This window comes from Rhodanobacter sp. DHB23, assembly GCF_014842975.1.
Lineage (GTDB): Bacteria > Pseudomonadota > Gammaproteobacteria > Xanthomonadales > Rhodanobacteraceae > Rhodanobacter_A.
This window is the reverse complement of sequence record NZ_JACYXK010000028.1, coordinates 322,806-340,857: the sequence shown is the minus strand read 5'-3', so window position 1 is coordinate 340,857 and position 18,052 is coordinate 322,806. Positions and strand designations below refer to the sequence as shown.

The following is an 18,052-nucleotide window of genomic DNA, read 5'->3' as shown; positions in this document are numbered from 1 at the left end:
TCACGCAGCAAAGTCCGGTAGGCTGCTTCGAGCGACGTCTCAATACGCAACGTTGCGCTGCTCGTTCTTGCCTACGCCGTCATCTGTGCCAGATGCATTGGCAGGTTTTGTTAGCGACCCTTAGCTCGCGGCAAGCACCGCGCACCGTTCGTCGTGCCCGACACATGGCGAACTCAACAGTGTCGCCAACGCATCGGCGGCGCCGCGGATTTCCGGCATCGCCGTACATTCCCACAGGTTGCCTCGCAGCAGCGATCCGATGGCATGGAGCCCCGGCTGTATCTGGCCGGCGGCGTTTACCAGTCGTCCGTCCGGTTCGGCCAGCACGCCAAGTTGCAACGGATCGGGCGACGCCAGGCCATCCCGCAGCAGACCGGACACCAGGGGGTGCTCGGCGAAGGCGGCCGCGGTGTCCAGGCCGGTCGCCTGCACGACGATGTCGGACTGCAGCGTGGTCACGAGCTGGTTGTCGCGGGATCGGACCGTCACATCGAGCGGGCCTGCGCCGTCCACCCCGAGCACGCGGGCCGCGTGGATCCGCAATCGCCCTTCGTCGCGCAATTGCTGGATGATCTCGGCCGGCTGCGGGGCCAGGCGGTGGCGCGCCGATTCCCACAACCAGCGCGCATGCCGCAGGAACTGCTTGCGCTGGCGCGGCGTGAAGGCCTGCCAGAGTTTCGCGTTGACCGGGCGCATGCCGTCGATCACGCCGCGCCAGTCGACGTGCGGGTGCTCGCGGAAGGTGCGCCGGATCTCGGCGAGGACGGGCGCCGGCCCGTCGCATGCCAGCAGCCGGGCGTTGAGTTCGGCCTGCCGCGGGAACGGGTCGATGGGCAGCGCCGGGTGCACGAACGGCGGCAGGCCGTGGCGCGAGACGGCGACCAGCTCGACGTCCGGCCAGCGGATGGAGGCCGAGATCAGGGTGTCGATGGCGGTCAGTCCGGTGCCGATCACGATGAGCCGGCGTGGATGGGCCGGGCGCGTGGTGAGGCTCCACGGGTCGAGGACGTAGGCGCCGCTGCCGAGTGCGCGTTTCGAGACCGTCCGCAAGGGGCGCGGGGGAAGCGCGCCCAATGCCAGGACGATTTGTCCGGCGGACACGGTGCCGCCGTTGTCGAGTGCGATCTCGTAGCCGCTGCCGGAAGCCTGGATGCCCAAGGCGGTGGCGGGAACGATGGCGAAGCGTCTTCCGCGCTGTTCCGCGTTGCGTATGCGCTTGCCCAGCTGCGATTCGATGTATTCGCCGAACAGGCTGCGCGGCAGGAAATCGGTGGGCCTGGCGCCGGCATGGTTCCTGGCGCCGTATTCGGCGAAACCCTCGTCCGCATCCGGGTACAGGCCCATGCCGCCTGCCCGGACATTCAGCAGGTGATGGTTGTGCGACGTGCCGTAGGCCACGCCACGCCCGATGCGGGGCGTGCTGCCCGTCACCCAGTGCACGTTGGCGGATGCGTCGCGTGAAAGGAGCGCACCGAACAGTGCCGCGCCGGCCGCGCCGCCGCCGATGATTGCGATATCCGACATGGTCAGGGATCCCTTGGGACTTGGAAGGGGAGGGGAAGGGACGCCTACGCCGGCATCGCGCTTTCGCGCACGGCCTGATGCAGCTCGCTGGACCATTGCCCGCGGTCGTGGACGAAGCTGCGATAGCGGTTCAGCTCGCCGCCGTACACGTGCAGGGAGAGCGCCTGGCGTTGCCTGGAGAGGTTGCGGCATCGATGCGCGTAGTCGGCCCGGGAAAACGCCACGTGATCGCCGACGCCGATGACCCGGCTGTGGTCGCGCTCCAGGCGGATGGGCGGCTGCGGGAGGAGCTTGAAGGATTCCACCTCCAGTACGCCATCGAGCACGAACTCCATGCCCCACAGGCCGTCATGGTCGTGGACCGGTGTCGCATGGCCCGGTGGCCACACGATCAACAGCGCTTCATGGTTGCGTGCGTTGCCCGTGCCGAGCGGCAGCCGTCGATAGGACGGTGCCTCCGTTGCCGGGGAAAGCAGGGTGGCCTGCGGGCAGCCGGGCCATGCCGCAACCTGCGAAAGCCCCGCGGCAATCCTGTCCACGTCGACCTGCGCCTGCCTGTCCACGCATCTTTCGATGGTTGCGAGAACCCGCGCGTTCCATGCGCGGATGGAGGGTGTGAGTGCGTCGTACATCGGTGCCTCCGGTGCTGGCGTGCTCGGTTCCAGAGAACCACGGAGGTCGTTAAGCGTCCGCTAGGGGTGGAATGGCCAAATCGCAGATCGTTATGCCGTTGGAGATATTAGGCGGCAGGCTTGCGCGGCAGCGGGGGAGGTGATCCGCGGCATCCGTCCGGGCGTGGCGGCAGACCGCGGAGCGAGCTGGCATCGGGCTGGCCCGGCCAGGTTCGCTTGTACCGGTTGCCGGGGCAGGGCAAGCGCAGGGTGCGACGCCCGGACGCAATGCTCCGGCCGTGGCGCCATGTCCGGGCGCGATCTGGCCGCGCTCACTGGATCCGCGCGATGTTCGCGTCCGCCTGCATCAGCATCAGGTCGCCTTGGCGGATGCCGCTGGCGTCCTTGACCTGGATGTCCTGGTGGAGGGATCAATGGCCGACGGGTAGACCCGGATCGCCAGCGGAACATCGTCGCGTTCGACGGCAATGCGTTTCCGGCGTCGTTGCGTTGGTCTGATCCCGACGCAATGCACGGTCTATGCGCCGGACACCTTTGCACCCGGCCAGCCCGCAAGAAATGGCGTGATATGCCGTGATACGCTCCTCGAGGGGAGGCGAATGAACGCCTCAAGGGGCTTCATCATGGGTCTGCTGATTCTTCTGGCCATCATCGTCGTGGCCATCGTCTACGTGGTCTCCATCTACAACGGATTGGTGACCGCGCGTAACAGCTACAAGAACGCGTTCGCACAGATCGATGTCCAGCTCACGCGCCGCCACGATCTGATCCCGAATCTGGTGGAAACCGCCAAGGCTTATCTCGCCCATGAGCGCGGCACGCTCGAGGCGGTTGCACAGGCACGCAGCGCGGCAATCGGCGGGCTGGCCGCGGCCAAGCGCAATCCGGGCGATCCCCAGGCCATGCAGCAATTGTCGGCGACTGAAGACGGCTTGACGCAGAGCCTGGGTCGCCTGTTTGCCGTGAGCGAGTCCTATCCGGACCTCAAGGCCAACGAAACGATGATGCAGCTCACCGAAGAGCTCACGTCCACCGAAAACCGGGTGGCGTTCGCACGGCAGGCTTACAACGATGCGGTCATGACGTACAACAATCGTTGCGAGGTTTTCCCCGGTTCGTTTATCGCCAACAACTTCAGCTTCAAGGAAGCGCAGTCGCTGGAGATCGAAGACAAGGCGATGCGCGAGGCGCCCAAGGTTTCTTTCGGTTGATCGTGCGCTGAAGCATCGGACCGCGTCGGCTCGCTGGGGAAAGCGACATGGATTTCTTTGCCAGGCAGGCAAAGGTGCGCAGCAGCACGCGGATACTCGTGCTGCTGTTCGCCCTCGCCGTCGTTGCCGTCGTGGCTGCGATGGATCTTTCGGTATTCGTGCTGTTCGGACACCCCTGGCTCCGGGCGAATGATCTTGCCGCGTACCAGCACCGGCTGATGGCGTGGACCACGCTGGCCGTGCTGGCATTGATATTCGGGTGCGCGTTCTACCGCATTCGAAGCCTTGCCGAAGGCGGCTGTGCGGTGGCCGAAGAGGTGGGCGGCATCCCGGTGCCGCCCGATGTCGCCAGTCCGCAACTCATGCAGTTGCGCAATGTGGTCGAAGAAGTGGCGATCGCCTCCGGCATGCCGGTGCCGGATATCTACCTCATGCCGAACGAGCCTGGCATCAATGCATTTGCCGCCGGCTACTCGGCGTCCGACGCCGCGATGTGCGTAACGCAGGGATGCCTCGACCATCTCACGCGCGACGAGCTGCAAGGCGTGATCGCCCATGAGTTCAGCCATGTGCTCAACGGCGACATGCGGCTCAACATCCGCTTGATGGGGCTGTTGTTCGGCATCATGGCGATATCCGTGATCGGGCGGCAGTTCGCATGGACCAGCGGCTATGGCGACCCCGAGAGCGAAGCCGAGAAAAAAGTCGTCGGCTACCTGTTTGGCATGGGTTTCATCGTCATCGGGTCGATCGGCTATTTCTTCGGGCGGATCATCCAGGCCGCCGTGGCACGTTCGCGGGAATCCCTGGCCGATGCATCCGCCGTGCAATTCACGCGGCAGACCTCGGGTATCGCCGGTGCGTTGAAGAAAATCGCGGTGACACCCTGGGGGTCGCTGTTGCGGGCCGGAAACCGGCACGAAGTCGCGCACATGATGTTTGGCGACGTGGACGCGTTCAACTCATGGTTCAGCACCCACCCGCCACTCATGCAGCGCATACGGTTGCTGGAGCCCTGGTTCCGCGAGCAGCAACTGCTGGAGCTGGAGCGCGCCACGGTCCGCGGTGGCGCTGGCCAGGGCAATGCCCATACGGCCAGCGAAAACGGGGTAAGGCCGAAGAAGGACTTGCCGCCGCTGGAATGGCCAGGTGGCGCAGATACGGCGACGGCCATGGCGGCAACCGCCGCCGTGGCAACCGCGGGGGCCACGCAGGCCGCTTCCACGCCTGACGTTGCCACGCCTGACGTTGCCCTGCATGAAAGCGTCCAGCATGCGATCGCCGTACGAGACAGCATGCCATCAAGCCTGATGGCGGCAACACGGCAGGCCGAGACGGCCTTGACCCTCGCCCTGGCCCTGGCCATCTCGGAACATGAGGAGTTGCGATCGCGGCAACGGCGACTCATCGCCGATGCGTTTGGCGACGATGTGCTGGCTGCCACGGAAAAACTCGTCGCTGACGAATCGACGTTGAGCGCAGTACAGCGCATGCCGCTGATTGCCCTGGCGCTCCCCGCGTTGAAGCAATTGCCGTCCGGTCGCCTGGAAACGCTGCGTGAAACGCTTGATGCAATAGTCGGCATCGACCCCCAGGTCGAGCTCGATGATTATTGCCTCGTGCGGCTGCTGCGCGTGTATCTGCGCGAGGCGGCCAAACCGCGTGGCACGCCATCGGCGGGCCAGAAGAAATTGCCTGCATGTGCGAAGAGCCTTTCCCTGGCATGTGCAGTCGTTGCGGTATACGGCAGCCACGACGAGGCCCTGGCGCGACGGGCATGGCTTGTCGCGATGAATCAGGCGTTCCCGGGTACGGCATTCCAGTGGCAGGCACTCCCGCTGGAGTGGCAGCCAAGGCTGGACCAGGCGCTGGATGATCTCGATGGCCTGCTGCCTGCGGCCAAGGAAATCGTGATTCAAAGCCTGCAGGGCGCGATTCAGGCGGATGGCGTGGTGACGCCAACCGAGCAAGAGTTGCTGCGTGTCATCTGCGCCAGCCTGCATTGTCCCGTGCCGCTCCAGGCATCGGCAGCGTAACCGTTCCGGCCGGGGGCTTCATGGTGGCTCGGCCTGGCCTTCATGCGCCCTGCCGGCATCGTCCAGGTCGGCAAGGGGGGGGGCGGCTCTGCCGGGAAGGTCGCAGGTTTGACGCATGCGGAAGTCCATCGAGGAAACCCCGAATGCGAGGAACGGCGAAGGAATGGGGGTGAGGGAGTGGGACAGGGTCACTCATCGCCATGTCGGCACAGGAGGCGACGTGCAGCCGGACCTGGTTTGGTAGGCGCCCAAACGAAACGCCCCGTTCGGGGCGTTTCGTCTTTCCACCGTCCGGTAACCCTTACTGGATCCGCGCGATGTTCCCGTTCGCGTCCACCTGCACCAGGTCGCCCTGGCGGATGCCGCTGGCGTCCCTGACCTGGATGTTCTGGTAGCTGCCGTTGCCCATCCTGATGCGCACGAGCCAGCTGGTGTTGCTGCCGGCATTGTTGCCGATCGCGTGGCCGGCGAGGCCGCCGCCGACGGCGCCGCCCACGGTGGCGAGCTTCTTGCCGTTGCCCTTGCCGACCTGGTTGCCGAGCACGCCGCCGGCGATCGCGCCGATGATCGCGCCGGCGGTGCCGTGGCCGCCGCCCTGGGTGATGTTCTGTTCCACGCGCTGCACGGTGCCGCACTGGTCGCAGCGCAGGTAGATGCCGTCGTTGCGTACCAGCACGCCGTTGTTCTGAGCGTTGGCGGTGCCGCTGGCGGCGAGGCCGAGCACGGCGGCGAGCGAGAGGGCGAGCAGGGATGGGTTGCTCATGGCGAAGACCTCCTTGGGTGGGCGGCGCGGAATCGATGCGACCGGTCGCAAGTTTATGCCGTCACCACTCGCACGCAGCGTGAACGAGGTTGCCGCTCGCCGCGCGTGGCGGCTTTTTTCCACCCGGTCACGACGTGGTATCCGTCCCGGCCGTGCCATCGCTTGCGGGCGTGTGCCGCAGCAGCCATGCAAGGACCGGCGGCGTCACCATCGCGGTGAGCAGGGACATCGCCACGATGATCGCGTAGATGCGGTTGTCGAACACGCCGGCGGCGAGGCCGAGGCTGGCGATCACCACGCCCACCTCGCCGCGCGGCACCATGCCGAAGCCCACGATGGCGGCGCCGCGCCTGCCCAGCGGCAGCGCGCCCAGCCCGCCTCCGACCAGCTTGGAGACGATCGCGATCACGGTGGCGAGCAGCAGCGCCCACAGTGCGTCGGCGCCGGCCAGTTCGTGCAGGTCGATCTTGCTGCCGGTGACCACGAAGAAGAACGGCGTGAGCAGGGCCAGCAGCGGCCGGGTCTGCTGTTCCAGCGTGTGCTGCTGGCGGGTTTCGGAGGCGATCATGCCGGCGAGGAAGGCGCCGATGATGGCGGCGAGGCCGAACAGGGTGGAGACCCAGGCCAGGCCGAGGCACAGCGCCAGCGCGACCAGCAGCGGCGATTGCACATTGCGCGGCTTGTCCAGCCAGTGCGAGTGCCGGCGCATCACCCGCGAGCCGCCCCAGCCGATCACCGCGATGAAGCCCACGGCCTCGCCCAGCACCAGCAGCAGGCGGCCGCCGTCGAAGCCCGCGCCGCCCTGCAGCGACACCACCACGCCGAGCAGCAGCATGGCGAGGATGTCGTCGATCACGGCGGCGCCGAGGATCACCTTGCTCTCCATGCGCTGCAGCGCCCCCAGTTCCTGCAGCACGCGCGCGGTGATGCCGGCCGAGGTGGCGACGAAGGCGGCCGCCACGAACATGGACTTGTCCCAGTCGAAGCCGCTGCCGTGCGCCCACAGCGCACCCATGCCGAACGGCACCAGCACGCCGACCACGCCGACCAGCAGGGCGGTCCGGCCCACCTTCTTCAGATCGTCCAGCCGCGTTTCCAGGCCCACCGAGAACAGCAGCAGCACCACGCCGATCTCGGCCAGCACGTCCAGCGGCGTGCCGGTGGCGACCTGTTCCGGCACGATCCAGCCGAGCAGGGAAGGGCCGACCACGCAGCCCGCGGCGATCTCGCCCACCACGCCGGGCAGCTTCAGCCGCTGCGCGATTTCGCCGCCGACCTGGGCGGCGACGAACACGATGAACAGGGTGAGCAGGATGTCGCTGGCGTGGTGCATGCGGCGCGTCCGGGCGAGGGCAGTGCTGCATGCTATCGCGTTGCCGCGCGGCGGCGATGCTCAGCGCGTGGCGGGCAGCGCCCCGGGCTGCTGCCGGTTGTCGCGCAACTGGCCGAACACGCGGCTGGCGGCGGCGGTGACCGCGGCCAACAGCAGCACCGTCCAGCGGAACGCGACCACGAAGTCGTGCGGCGCGTGCCCGCGCAGCAGCGCCTGCATCAGCAGGGTGGACAGCGCGATGCCGAAGCTCATCGCGAGGTACTGCACGGTGGACGCCATCGACGAGGCCATCGAGGCGTGCCGGATGTCCAGGTCGTTGTAGATCAGCGTGTTCATCACGGTGTACTGCAGGCCGGCGAAGGCGCCATAGGCGAAGGTGAACACGGCGACCAGCCAGCCCGGCGTGTCCTGCCCGAACAGCGCGAACGCGGCCAGCAGCAGCGCCACCATCAGGGTGTTGCCCAGCAGCAGGCGGCGGTAGCCGAAGTGCGCCAGCGCGCGGTTGACCGCCCACTTCGCGGCGATCGAGCCCAGCGCCTGCGGCACCATCATCAGGCCCGCCGCCAGCGGCGACCAGCCGCAACCCACCTGCAGGAACAGCACCAGCAGCAGGAACATGCCGGAGATGCCCAGCCGGGTGAACAGGCCGCCGGCCAGCGACACCCACACGCTGCGGACGCGCAGCAGGGAAAGATCGGCCACCGGGTGCGCGGTGCGCCGGCTGCGCCAGACGTAGACCACGCCGAGCAGCAGGGCGATGCCGCTGCAGGCGGCCATCTCTCCCCACGGCGCCGGATCGGCGCCGGCCAGTTCCGAGGCGGCGAGCAGCAGCGCGGAAGCCGCGGCGAACAGCAGGAAGCCCGTGAGGTCGAAGGGATTGGCGCGATCGAGCCGGTATTCGGGCATGTCGCGCTGGTTCATCCACATGCCGGCGATCGCCACCGGCACGTTGACCAGGAAGATCAGCCGCCACGAGGTGTATTCCACCAGCGCGCCGCCCAGCAACGGGCCGAGCACCGAGCCGAGCAGGCCGAAGGTGGCGACCGTGCTCATCGCGGCCACGAACTCGCGCTTGTCGATGCTGCGCACCAGCACGTAGCGGCCCACCGGCATCAGCGACGCGCCGCCCACGCCCTGCAGCACGCGCGCGGCCACCAGCTGGGGCAGCGTCTGCGCCAGGCCGCACAGCAGCGAGCCCAGGCCGAACAGCACGATGGCGGCGCCGAACACCCGGCGCGTGCCGAAGCGGTCGCACAGCCACGGGCTGGCCGGGATCAGGATCGCCAGGGTCAACACGTAGCTGGTCAGCGCGCTACGCATGCCCAGCGGCGTTTCCTTCAGCGCATCGGCCATCGCCGGCACCGCGGTGTTGACCACGGTGGAGTCGAGCGACTGCATGAAGAACGCTGCTGCGACCAGCCAGAGCAGGCCGCGGTAGCGTTCGCGCGAGGAAACCGCGGGTGCCGTCCCGGGCACGGCCGCCGGCGCGGCGGCATCGGCGTGTGAAGGGGACTCGGCGTCGTGCAGGGACATTGCGCAAATGATAACTGCTGCGGCAGTTTTTCTGCCGTCAGGCCCCGCGCCGAGTCAGCCCGTTTTCATCGTGCGGCGGTGCGCAGGGCCGCGTCGTGCATCCCCGCGCCCGCGCGGGATCACGGCGTCGGTTCGAAGTGGTGCACGAAGCCGACCTGGAAGCCGCCCGGCAGCAGGCCGACGATCAGCGGCGACTTGCGGTGCGAGGCCCAGATCCCCACGCCCGCGCCCAGGGCGGCGCCGGCCAGCACGTCGGTCTGCCAGTGGCCGCGCGTCTTCATGCGCGCCACCGCGTCATAGGCGGGCAGCAGCGCCAGCGCGTAGACCGCGGGATGGTCGCTGCCGTAGGTCGCGATGAACGGGGTCACCGCGGCGGTGATCGCGGTGACCTCGCCGCTGGGGAAGCTCTGCGCGTGGGTGCCTTCGAAGAAACGGTCGGGGTTGGAGGTCTGCGACGGGCGTTCGCGCTGGAACGTGTATTTCAGCGCCTGCGCGCCGATGCTGGAAACCACCAGCGAGTCCACCGAGCGCCAGAAGGTGTCGCCCAGCGTGTCCTGGTCGCCGAAGGCCAGCGCGCCGCCGCCCACCGAGAGGATCGTGCCGTAGAGCAGGATGTTCTGGTTGCTGCGCTTCCAGATGCCGCTGTTGTCGTAATGCAGCCGGTGATCGATGCCGAGCGGGCCGCCGCTGGCGAAGGCCGGCGCGGACAGGGTGAGGGCCAGCAGGCATGCCAGGCCGTGCAGTTTCCGCATTGATCATTCTCCCGTCGGCCACGGAATGGGCCGCCCAACCCGGCATTGTGCCAGCGCCGGCTTTTGATTTGCTTATGGCCAGTCGGCGCATCGCCGGGCCGCTAGACTGCGCGCATGAGCGATTCCAGCCTTCCCGCCGAAACCAGGATGCGCGCCGCAGACTTGCGCAGGCGCATCGAACAGGCCAATTACCGCTACCACGTGCTCGACGACCCGGACATCACCGACGCCGAGTACGACCGCCTGATGCGCGAGCTGGAGGCGCTGGAGGCGGCGCAGCCCGAACTGGCCACGCCCGACTCGCCCACGCGCAGGGTGGGCGCGCGCGCCAGCGGCGGCTTCGCCGAGGTGCGGCATGCGATGCCGATGCTGTCGTTGTCCAATGCCTTCGAGCAGCCGGGCGAGGACGACCGCGCCCGCTTCCGCGAAGTGGCCGAGTTCGAGCGGCGCATCGAGCAGACGCTGGACCGCAGCGAACCGGTGTTCTCGGTGGAGCCCAAGCTGGACGGCCTGGCGATCAGCCTGCGCTACGAACACGGCGTGTTCGTGCAGGGCGCCACGCGTGGCGACGGCGAAACCGGCGAGGATGTGACCGCCAACCTGCGCACCGTGCGCGCGATCCCGCTGAAGCTGCGCGGCACGGGCTGGCCCGAGGTGCTGGAGGTACGCGGCGAGGTGATCATGCTGCGCAAGGATTTCGAGGCGTTCAACGAGAACGCCCGCAAGCATGGCGAGAAGACGCTGGCCAACCCGCGCAACGGCGCGGCCGGCTCGTTGCGCCAGCTCGATCCGGCGATCACCGCCAGGCGCAAGCTGAGCTTCTTCGCCTACGCGGTCGGCGTGATGGAAGGCGGTGCGCTGCCTTCCACGCACTCGCAGACCTTGCAGCAGTTGCGCGAATGGGGCTTCCCGGTGTCGCCGGAAGTGGGCACGGCGCGAGGCTTCGCGGGCCTGCTCGCCTACTTCAGGCGCATCGGCGCAAAGCGCGATGCGCTGCCCTACGACATCGACGGCGTGGTCTACAAGCTGGACGACTACGCGGGCCAGCAGGCGATGGGCTTCGTGTCGCGCGCGCCGCGCTGGGCCATCGCGCACAAGTTCCCCGCGCAGGAGCAGAGCACCACGGTCGAGGCGATCGAGATCCAGATCGGCCGCACCGGCGCCGCCACGCCGGTGGCGCGGCTGGCGCCGGTGCAGGTGGCCGGCGTCACCGTCACCAACGCCACCCTGCACAACGCCGACCAGGTGGCGCGGCTGGACGTGCGCGTGGGCGACACGGTGATCGTGCGCCGTGCGGGCGACGTGATCCCCGAAGTGGTGCGCGTGGTGCCCGAGCAGCGTCCGCCGCATACGCATCTGTGGGCGATGCCCGCACACTGCCCGGTATGCGGATCGGCGCTGCTGCGCGAGGAGGGCGAGGCGGCGTACCGCTGCTCCGGAGGTTTGATTTGCGCCGCGCAACGCAAGGAGGCGCTGATCCATTTCGCCGCGCGCCGCGCGATGGACATCGACGGCCTCGGCGAACGCTACGTCGATGCGCTGGTGGACTTCGGCTACGTGCACACGCCGGCCGACCTCTACCGGCTCACGCTGGACGATTTCCTGGAAATGAAGCGCCGCGCCGACGAGCGCGACGGCACCACGCCGGAGACGGTGAAGCAGGGCAAGGTGGCGACGAAGTGGGCGGAGAACCTGCTCGACGGCATCGCGGCCAGCACGGCCACCTCGCTGGCGCGCTTCCTGTTCGCGCTGGGCATCATGCACATCGGCGAGAGCACCGCGAAGACGCTGGCCGCGTGGCTGGGGCGGCTGGAATTCGTGCGCAGCATGCCGGCGCCGGTATTGCGCGTGCTGCCGGATATCGGCGGCGAGGTGGCCGCCTCCATCGCCGGCTTCTTCGCACAGGCGGGCAACCAGCAGGTGGTCGATGCGCTGCTCGCCGCGGGTATCCGTTTCGGCGACGAAGGCGAGCCGTCGCCCAGGCTGCGCGAACGCCTGGACCTCGCCGTGCTGCTGGACATGGCCAACGTCAGCAAGCTCGGTCCCAAGAGCACGGCGCTGCTGGCCGCGCAGTACCCGACGCTGCAGCGCCTGCTCGACGCCGGGCAGGCGCAGTGGATCACCGCGGGCCTGCCGCAGGCGGCGGCAATCAATCTCGAGGCGTACCTGGCCGACGCCACGCAACTGGCCGCCTTGCGCGCGGCCGAGGCGGCGATGCGGCGCCTGCTCGATGCCGTCCCGCAGTCGGCGCCATCGGCCAGCCTGCCGCTGGAAGGCCAGACCGTGGTGCTCACCGGCAGCTTGCCGACGATGAGCCGCGACCAGGCGAAGGAACGGCTCGAGGCGCTGGGCGCGAAGGTCGCCGGCAGCGTCTCGAAGAAGACCGGCTTCGTGGTGGCCGGCGCCGAGGCCGGCTCCAAGCTGGACAAGGCCAACGAACTGGGCGTGCCGGTGTGGGACGAGGCGCGCTTGCTGGCGTTGCTGGCGGAGCATGGGGCATGACGGTCGAAGACTTTCCGCGCATGCCGGCCTTGCAGTTGCGTGCACGCGTGTACGCGCTGATCCGCGGCTTCTTCGCCGAGCGCAAGGTGCTGGAAGTGGAGACGCCGATCCTCTCCGCCGCCGGCAATACCGAGCCGAACATCGAGAGCTTCAGCACGCAATTCAGCGGCCACGTCGATGCCGGCGCACGCGAGCGTTGGCTGCGCACCTCGCCGGAGTTCCCGCTGAAACGCCTGCTCGCCGCGGGCGTGGGCGACTGCTACGAGCTGGGCCGGGTGTTCCGCAACGGCGAGGCGGGCGGGCGGCACAATCCCGAGTTCAGCATGCTGGAGTGGTACCGCATCGGCTGGGACCACCGCCGCCTGATGCATGAAACCATTGAGCTGGTCGAAGCAGCGCTGGCCTTGCAGGGGCGTCGCGCCGAGGTGCTGATCGTCGGCTATCGCCAGTTGTTCATCGAGGAACTGGGGCTGGACCCCGCGCATGCGCCGCTCGACGACCTGCGTGCGCCGCTGGCCGGGCAGGGCATCGACCCCGCAGGGCTCACCCGCGACGACTGGCTGGACCTGCTGCTCACCCACAGGCTGCAGCCGGCGTTCCCGCGCAACCGCATCACGGTGATCCACGACTACCCGGCCAGCCAGTGCGCGCTGGCGAAGCTGCGCGCGGGCGATCCACCGCTGGCCGAGCGCTTCGAGCTGTACCTCGGCCGCTACGAACTGGCCAACGGCTACCACGAGTTGAACGACGCGGCCGAGCAGCGCGCACGCTTCGGACGGGACAACGCGCGGCGCCGCGACCGCGGCCAGCGCGAGCTGCCCGTGGACGAACAACTGCTCGCCGTGCTCGATGCGATGCCCGACTGCGCCGGCGTGGCGCTGGGCGTGGAGCGCCTGCTGATGTGCCTGGCCGGCACCGATGCCATCGCCGAGGTGCTGGCGTTCCCGTTTTCGGAGGCCTGAGCATGGCGTTGTTGCAAGGCATCCACCACGTCGCCCTGATCTGCTCGGATTACCCGCGCTCGAAGGCTTTCTACAGCGAGGTGCTGGGGCTGCGCATCGTGCGCGAGGTCTACCGCGAGGCGCGCGCCTCGTGGAAGTGCGACCTGGAAGTCAGCCCCGGCGTGCAACTGGAGCTGTTCTCCTTCCCCGGCGCGCCGCCGCGTCCCTCGTGGCCGGAGGCGCAGGGCCTGCGCCACCTCGCCTTCGTGGTGAACGACGTGGATGCCGTGGTGGCGGAATTGACGGCCCGCGGCGTGGCCTGCGAGGCGGTGCGCGTGGACGAATACACCGGCAAGCGCTTCGTCTTCTTCGCCGACCCGGACGGCCTGCCGATCGAGCTTTACGAGGCCTGATGGCGACGCGCGGCCGTTGGGTCGCGCGTCGCGTGAAGCCCGGGCCCGTGCCGCCTACTCGTCGTTGCCGCGCAGGTAGCGGAAGACCACCCCGCCGATGACGCCGCCGACGATGGGCATCACCCAGAAGAACCACAGCTGCTGCACCGCCCAGGTGCCCTGGAAGAACGCCACCGCGGTCGAGCGCGCCGGGTTCACCGAGGTGTTGGTGACCGGGATGCTGATGAGGTGGATCAGGGTCAGCGCGAGGCCGATCGGGATGCCGGCGAAGCCGGCTGCTGCCTGCTTGTGGGTGGTGCCCATGATGACGATGAGGAAGAAGGCGGTCATCACGATCTCGCACACCGCCGCGGCGCCCATCGAGTAGCCGCCCGGCGAGTGGTCGCCGTAGCCATTCGCGGCGAAGCCGCTGGCGGTGGCATCGAAGCCGGCCTTGCCCGAGGCGATCAGGTACAGCACGCCGCCGGCCACCAGGCCGCCGACCACCTGCGCCACGATGTAGGGCACGACTTCCTTCGCCGGGAAGCGGTTGCCGGCGGCGAGGCCGCAGGTCACCGCAGGATTGAAGTGGCCGCCGGAGATATGGCCGACCGCGTAGGCCATGGTCAGCACGGTGAGGCCGAAGGCCAGCGCCACGCCGGCGAAGCCGATGCCAAGTTGCGGGAAGCCGGCGGCCAGCACCGCGCTGCCGCAGCCACCCAGTACCAGCCAGAACGTGCCGAAGAATTCGGCGGCCATGCGTTTGCCCAGGTTCATCGAAAGCCCCTCTCGATTGCGTGGATGGACGTCGGCGTCGCGGAGGCGCGATGCCTGCCGGTCGGCTGGCCGATGGCCGGGGGCGCAGGTCGTTTGCCCTTTCCCCAGCAAGCGATTCCAGTCCGCGCGAGCATAGAGGAAAACGCTTGCGCGAAATGCCGTGCGGTGCGCTATGTTGCGGGCTCTTTTACTGCAGGCCCCGGTTCCTCCCATGAGCGAAGCCATCCCCTTGCCGGCGGTGCGTCCGCTGGACCGCCGCGATGCGCGCACCCTGCTGCTCTCCGCGCTGGGCGGCGCGCTGGAGTTCTACGACTTCGTGGTGTTCGTGTTCCTCACGCAGCAACTGGGCGTGCTGTTCTTCCCGCAGGGCACGGCGCCGTGGCTGGCGCAGATCAAGGTCTATGGCATCTTCGCTGCGGGTTACCTCGCGCGGCCGCTGGGCGGCATCGTGATGGCGCATTTCGGCGACCGCTCGGGGCGCAAGCGCATGTTCACGCTCAGCGTGTTCCTGATGGCGCTGCCCACGCTGTTCATCGGCCTGCTGCCCACGTATGCGCAGGTCGGCATGCTGGCGCCGCTGTTGCTGCTGCTGCTGCGCATCGTGCAGGGCATTGCGGTGGGCGGCGAGGTGCCGGGGGCCTGGGTATTCGTGGCCGAACACGCGCCGGCCACGCGCACGGGTTTTGCCTGCGGCAGCCTCACCGCGGGGCTCACGGCGGGCATCCTGATCGGTTCGCTGGTGGCGGCATGGCTCAATGCGCGGCTGGCTCCGGCGCAACTGCTGGACTGGGGCTGGCGCGTGCCGTTCCTGCTCGGCGGCGTGTTCGGTTTCGCCGCCGTGTGGCTGCGCCGCTGGCTCAGCGAGACGCCGGTGTTCGCCGAGATGCGCGAGCGCCAGCAGCTCAGCCGCGAACTGCCGTTGCGCGTGGTGCTGGCCGGGCACCGCCGCGGCGTGGTGGTGTCGATGCTGGTGACCTGGATGCTCACCGCCGCGATCGTGGTGCTGATCCTGATGCTGCCCACGCTGGCGCCGAAAGGCTTCGGCATCGCGGCGAAGCAGGCCTTCCTCGGCAACGCGCTGGCGGCCTGCACGCTCACCGCCGGCTGCATAGTCTACGGTTGGCTGGCCGATCGCTGGGGTGCCTTGCGGACCCTGCTGATCGGCTCGCTGCTGCTGATCGCGGGCACGTGGGCGCTGTTTGCCGACCTGGCCGCGGGCGGCGCGCATTTCCTGTCGCTGTACGCGCTGGCCGGATTGCTGGTGGGCGTGACCGGCGTGGTGCCGGTGGTGATGGTGCAGGCGTTCCCGCCCGCGGTGCGTTTCTCCGGCCTGTCGTTCTCGTACAACGTGGCCTATGCCGTGTTCGGCGCCGGTACCGCCGCGATGATCGGCTGGCTTGCCGTGCATGCGGGCCGCATGGCGCCGGCGTATTACGTGGTGATCACGGCGGTGGTGAGTGCAGTCGTGAGTGCGTGGTTGCTGCTACGCCGAAAGACGGGCTAGAACTCCAGTTCCTGCGTGGCGCAGAGATAGTCGATCATCGGCGCCACGCGCTTGAAGCAGGCGACCGTCCACGGCAGCAGTTCGCTGGAGCAGGCCATGGCTTCGTCGAGGCCTTCGCCGGCGGCGAAGTCCTTGCGCTTAAGGTCTTCGATCAGCTCGTGGCCGGGGTCGTAGCCGTGCGGCGGGCGCTTCAGCGATTCGCCCCAGAATTGCAGGTGGTCGCGGAAGGTCTTGCTCTGCGTGGCTTTCTTCCACGCGGAGGGATTGTCGGCGAGGAAGGCGCGGATCTTTTTCAGCGCGTCTGGTTCCGGGTGCCACATGCCGCCGCCGGCGAAGCAGTCGCCGGGCTGGATGTGCAGGTAGAACGAGGGCGCGGGGATCTCGTGGCGGCGCTCGTGGAAGAAGCGCGAGCCCTGCCAGGGCTTGTACGGCAATTTGTCGTTGGAGAAGCGCGTGTCGCGAAAGATGCGGAAGAGCGAGCCGCCGTTCTTGCGCGGGTCGGCACGGTAATGCGGGCTGATTTTCGCCAACGGCGCCTGCAGGTCGGTGATGAGCTGCAGGAAGGGCTCACGCACGTGGCGTTCGTAGTCGTCCTTGTGTGCGTGGAACCACTCGCGGCTGTTGTTGCGGTCGAGTGCGCGCAGGAACTTGAAGGTGGCGGGGGTGAAGTAGGCGTGGGGCATGGGCGTCCAGATCAGGTCGATTCGGTCAGGTCAGTTCGGCGGCCAGCGTTTCGCCCCAGGCTTGCAGCTGGTCCAGCAGCGGCAGTTTGTCCTGTCGTGCGGGATCGGCGCGCAGGGCGGCGAGGGTGGCGAAGTAATCGTCCAGCGTGAGCGTGGTGAGCGGCGTCGGGCGGGTGATGCGCTGGCGGCGGAAGGCTTCCCAGCGTTCGCGTTCGTCGGCACTCAAGGTTTCCGGCCAGTTGCGTGCGCGATAGCGGAACAGCAGTTCCGCATAGCGCGGATCGCGGAACGGGAAGCTGCGCGTGGCCAGTTGTTCCGGCGGCGTGGCGCGCACGTCACGCAGCAGGCGCTTGTCGGCATCGGGCAGGAAGCCACCGTACAGCGCAAGCTCGGGGTCTTCCGGCGGCGGCAGTTCGGTCGCGCGGGCGAACACGCGGGCGACCTTGGCGGCGAGGCCATCGGCGGCGGCGAGCGCATCGCGATGCGCGAGGCAGCGTTCGGGGTCGAGTTGCAGGCGCTTCAGGTCCGCGCCTTTAAGCACCGAGAGCGGCGCAAGTGCCGGTGCGCGGTTCGCACGCACGGTGCGCAACGGGATGCGCTCGACGTCTTCGGGCAGGTCGGCGCGCGCGGTGAACACGCGGTCGGCGATTTCGTCCTCGTCCAGCGCCAGCAGTTCGGCGGGGTCGGTGGCGAGGTCATAGACGATGACCTCGCCGGGGCGCGAGGGATGCAGCGCCAGCGGCGCGATCAGCGCGAGGCAGTGGCGGCTGGACGGGTAGCGCGAGGAGACGTGCACCAGCGGCGTCATGGCCGCCACGTCCAGCAGCTCGAACACCCGCTGTTTGCGGCGCAGCGCGTAGAACCAGTCCCACAACCTTGGCTGGCGCACGCGGATCAGCCGGGCGAGGTCGATCAGGGCGTGCACGTCGGAGAGCGCGTCGTGCGCGCGTTCCTGCTGCAGGTGGTTGGCGGCGGCGAGCTGCTCCAGCCTGAAGCTGGGCGTGCCGTCCTCGCGCACGGGCCAGGCGATGCCCTCGGGGCGCAACGCTTCGCACATGCGTGCGAGGTCGATCAGGTCCCAGCGCGAGTTGCCGTTCTCCCACTCGCGGCCGTAGGGCTCGTAGAAGTTGCGGTAGAGCAGCTGCCGCGTCACTTCGTCGTCGAAGCGCAGCGAGTTGTAGCCCACGCCGCAGGTGCCGGGCGCGGCGAGCTGCTCGTGCACGCGCGCGGCGAATTCGGCCTCGTTGACGCCCTCGCGCCCGGCCTGCTGCGGCGTGATGCCGGTGATCAGGCAGGCTTCGGGCTGGGGCAGGCTGTCGCGCGGCGGCTGGCAGAAGAACATCACCGGCTCGCCGACGATTTCCAGTTCCAGGTTGGTGCGGATGCCGGCGAACTGCACCGGACGGTCGCGCCGGGTGTCGGCGCCGAAGGTCTCGTAGTCGTGCCAGAGGAAGGTCTGCATGGGGCCG

General features: G+C 68.5%; 15 protein-coding genes. 6 read left to right on the top strand and 9 right to left on the bottom strand.

Annotated elements, in window-relative coordinates; all coding sequences use genetic code 11:
• Positions 1–120: 120 nt before the first annotated feature.
• Together IHE47_RS13405 and IHE47_RS13400 are read right to left on the bottom strand one after the other, a co-directional pair.
• Positions 121–1,524 carry an FAD/NAD(P)-binding protein gene (locus IHE47_RS13405; protein WP_192106605.1) on the bottom strand — a complete coding sequence of 468 codons (1,404 nt, stop codon included), beginning with the start codon at positions 1,522–1,524 and terminating at the stop codon, positions 121–123.
• A gap of 44 nt (positions 1,525–1,568) precedes the next feature.
• A complete protein-coding gene (locus IHE47_RS13400; RefSeq protein WP_192106603.1) occupies positions 1,569–2,156 on the bottom strand; it encodes a cysteine dioxygenase family protein in 588 nt (195 codons plus the stop codon).
• Positions 2,157–2,779: 623 nt separating this feature from the next.
• On the opposite strand from IHE47_RS13400, the gene IHE47_RS13395 reads away from it, so the two are divergent.
• Together IHE47_RS13395 and IHE47_RS13390 are read left to right on the top strand one after the other, a co-directional pair.
• Complete coding sequence (locus IHE47_RS13395) at positions 2,780–3,367, top strand: LemA family protein (protein WP_192106601.1); 588 nt, start codon at positions 2,780–2,782, stop codon at positions 3,365–3,367.
• Positions 3,368–3,414: 47 nt separating this feature from the next.
• Entirely contained in the window at positions 3,415–5,403 is a 1,989-nt protein-coding gene (locus IHE47_RS13390) for a M48 family metallopeptidase (protein ID WP_192106599.1), read from the top strand.
• A gap of 301 nt (positions 5,404–5,704) precedes the next feature.
• Here the strand turns inward: IHE47_RS13390 and IHE47_RS13385 are convergent, their stop codons facing one another.
• The 4 genes from IHE47_RS13385 to IHE47_RS13370 form a co-directional block, all read right to left on the bottom strand.
• Complete coding sequence (locus tag IHE47_RS13385; RefSeq protein ID WP_192106597.1) at positions 5,705–6,166, bottom strand: glycine zipper 2TM domain-containing protein; 462 nt, start codon at positions 6,164–6,166, stop codon at positions 5,705–5,707.
• 127 nt (positions 6,167–6,293) lie between these two features.
• Positions 6,294–7,499 carry a cation:proton antiporter gene (locus IHE47_RS13380; RefSeq protein WP_192106595.1) on the bottom strand — a complete coding sequence of 402 codons (1,206 nt, stop codon included), beginning with the start codon at positions 7,497–7,499 and terminating at the stop codon, positions 6,294–6,296.
• A 60-nt stretch (positions 7,500–7,559) separates the two neighbouring features.
• Positions 7,560–9,032, bottom strand: a complete 1,473-nt coding sequence (locus IHE47_RS13375) for an MFS transporter (protein WP_192106593.1) — start codon at positions 9,030–9,032, stop codon at positions 7,560–7,562.
• A gap of 119 nt (positions 9,033–9,151) precedes the next feature.
• Positions 9,152–9,784 (bottom strand): phosphatase PAP2 family protein, encoded by a 633-nt coding sequence (locus IHE47_RS13370; protein ID WP_192106591.1) that lies wholly within the window; start codon positions 9,782–9,784, stop codon positions 9,152–9,154.
• Between the two features lie 114 nt (positions 9,785–9,898).
• Between IHE47_RS13370 and ligA the strand changes: the two genes are divergently transcribed.
• From ligA to IHE47_RS13355, 3 genes are read left to right on the top strand one after another with little or no spacing between them, the layout of a single operon-like run.
• Positions 9,899–12,286, top strand: coding sequence for an NAD-dependent DNA ligase LigA (gene ligA / locus IHE47_RS13365; RefSeq protein ID WP_192106589.1), 2,388 nt, complete (start codon positions 9,899–9,901; stop codon positions 12,284–12,286).
• Positions 12,283–13,248, top strand: a complete 966-nt coding sequence (epmA, locus tag IHE47_RS13360; protein ID WP_192106587.1) for an EF-P lysine aminoacylase EpmA — start codon at positions 12,283–12,285, stop codon at positions 13,246–13,248. The genes ligA and epmA overlap by 4 nt, the downstream gene beginning before the upstream one ends.
• A 2-nt stretch (positions 13,249–13,250) precedes the next feature.
• Positions 13,251–13,640 (top strand): VOC family protein, encoded by a 390-nt coding sequence (locus tag IHE47_RS13355; RefSeq protein ID WP_192106585.1) that lies wholly within the window; start codon positions 13,251–13,253, stop codon positions 13,638–13,640.
• Between the two features lie 54 nt (positions 13,641–13,694).
• On the opposite strand, the gene aqpZ is transcribed toward IHE47_RS13355, so the two are convergent.
• Positions 13,695–14,396, bottom strand: a complete 702-nt coding sequence (aqpZ, locus tag IHE47_RS13350) for an aquaporin Z (protein ID WP_192106582.1) — start codon at positions 14,394–14,396, stop codon at positions 13,695–13,697.
• 211 nt (positions 14,397–14,607) lie between these two features.
• Here aqpZ and IHE47_RS13345 point away from each other — a divergent pair, with 211 nt between their 5' ends.
• Positions 14,608–15,900, top strand: a complete 1,293-nt coding sequence (locus IHE47_RS13345; RefSeq protein WP_192106580.1) for an MFS transporter — start codon at positions 14,608–14,610, stop codon at positions 15,898–15,900.
• On the opposite strand, the gene IHE47_RS13340 is transcribed toward IHE47_RS13345, so the two are convergent.
• Positions 15,897–16,583: a DUF2461 domain-containing protein gene (locus tag IHE47_RS13340; protein ID WP_192106578.1), complete on the bottom strand. Its 687-nt coding sequence runs from the start codon at positions 16,581–16,583 to the stop codon at positions 15,897–15,899. The two genes, IHE47_RS13345 and IHE47_RS13340, sit on opposite strands and share 4 nt — an antisense overlap.
• A 25-nt stretch (positions 16,584–16,608) precedes the next feature.
• The gene (gene sbcB, locus IHE47_RS13335) at positions 16,609–18,045 is read right to left on the bottom strand and encodes an exodeoxyribonuclease I (RefSeq protein ID WP_192106577.1); all 1,437 of its coding nucleotides are present in this window, start codon (positions 18,043–18,045) and stop codon (positions 16,609–16,611) included.
• Positions 18,046–18,052: the final 7 nt, after the last annotated feature.

Coding starts and splice junctions, on each gene's coding strand:
- IHE47_RS13400 (WP_192106603.1), bottom strand. CDS start 2,156: ATGTACGACGCACTCACACCCTCCATCCGCGCATGGAACGCGCGGGTT.
- IHE47_RS13385 (WP_192106597.1), bottom strand. CDS start 6,166: ATGAGCAACCCATCCCTGCTCGCCCTCTCGCTCGCCGCCGTGCTCGGC.
- IHE47_RS13370 (WP_192106591.1), bottom strand. CDS start 9,784: ATGCGGAAACTGCACGGCCTGGCATGCCTGCTGGCCCTCACCCTGTCC.
- sbcB (WP_192106577.1), bottom strand. CDS start 18,045: ATGCAGACCTTCCTCTGGCACGACTACGAGACCTTCGGCGCCGACACC.
- IHE47_RS13375 (WP_192106593.1), bottom strand. CDS start 9,032: ATGTCCCTGCACGACGCCGAGTCCCCTTCACACGCCGATGCCGCCGCG.
- epmA (WP_192106587.1), top strand. CDS start 12,283: ATGACGGTCGAAGACTTTCCGCGCATGCCGGCCTTGCAGTTGCGTGCA.
- IHE47_RS13405 (WP_192106605.1), bottom strand. CDS start 1,524: ATGTCGGATATCGCAATCATCGGCGGCGGCGCGGCCGGCGCGGCACTG.
- IHE47_RS13390 (WP_192106599.1), top strand. CDS start 3,415: ATGGATTTCTTTGCCAGGCAGGCAAAGGTGCGCAGCAGCACGCGGATA.
- IHE47_RS13340 (WP_192106578.1), bottom strand. CDS start 16,583: ATGCCCCACGCCTACTTCACCCCCGCCACCTTCAAGTTCCTGCGCGCA.
- ligA (WP_192106589.1), top strand. CDS start 9,899: ATGAGCGATTCCAGCCTTCCCGCCGAAACCAGGATGCGCGCCGCAGAC.
- IHE47_RS13345 (WP_192106580.1), top strand. CDS start 14,608: ATGAGCGAAGCCATCCCCTTGCCGGCGGTGCGTCCGCTGGACCGCCGC.
- IHE47_RS13380 (WP_192106595.1), bottom strand. CDS start 7,499: ATGCACCACGCCAGCGACATCCTGCTCACCCTGTTCATCGTGTTCGTC.
- aqpZ (WP_192106582.1), bottom strand. CDS start 14,396: ATGAACCTGGGCAAACGCATGGCCGCCGAATTCTTCGGCACGTTCTGG.
- IHE47_RS13355 (WP_192106585.1), top strand. CDS start 13,251: ATGGCGTTGTTGCAAGGCATCCACCACGTCGCCCTGATCTGCTCGGAT.
- IHE47_RS13395 (WP_192106601.1), top strand. CDS start 2,780: ATGGGTCTGCTGATTCTTCTGGCCATCATCGTCGTGGCCATCGTCTAC.